The sequence below is a fragment of the Chryseobacterium viscerum genome (genome assembly GCF_002899945.2).
Classification (GTDB): domain Bacteria; phylum Bacteroidota; class Bacteroidia; order Flavobacteriales; family Weeksellaceae; genus Chryseobacterium; species Chryseobacterium viscerum.
Genome location: NZ_PPEG02000041.1, coordinates 1 through 473, shown reverse-complemented (window position 1 = coordinate 473; position 473 = coordinate 1). Strand labels below are relative to the sequence as shown.

Below are 473 nucleotides of genomic sequence, written 5' to 3'. Positions count from 1 at the left end.
ACATGAACATCACCGTCGACCAGGCGCGCGAGAAGCTGCTGGCTGCCATTGGCGCCGACACCCAGCCGGCTGCTGCCCTGAGTGGCGGGGCCCACATCCATGCCGGCAACGGCAACCTGGTGGGCGACTCGGTGCGCGCGAGCGTGCTGGCCCGCATCGGTCGAGGCGAGCGCCAGGCTGACAACGCGTACAACGGCATGACGCTCCGCGAACTGGCCCGCGCCTCGCTGGTCGATCGTGGGATCGGCGTGGCCTCGCTCAACGCCCCGCAAATGGTCGGCTTGGCTTTCACCCACACTTCCAGCGACTTCGGCCTGATCCTTCTGGATGTCGCCAACAAGTCGGTGCTGGCTGGCTGGGAAGAGGCCGAAGAAACCTTCCCGCTGTGGACCAAGTCCGGCATTCTCACTGACTTCAAGCCGGCGCGCCGCGTCGGGCTGGGCGAGTTTTCCTCGCTGCGTCAGGTGCGTGAG

The 473-nt window shown here is 66.8% G+C and carries 1 protein-coding gene; it reads left to right on the top strand.

Translation table 11 applies throughout. The features are described 5' to 3' along the window. Window positions 1-473: hypothetical protein (locus C1634_RS25695; RefSeq protein ID WP_228410176.1), on the top strand; the 473-nt coding region annotated here is incomplete at both ends.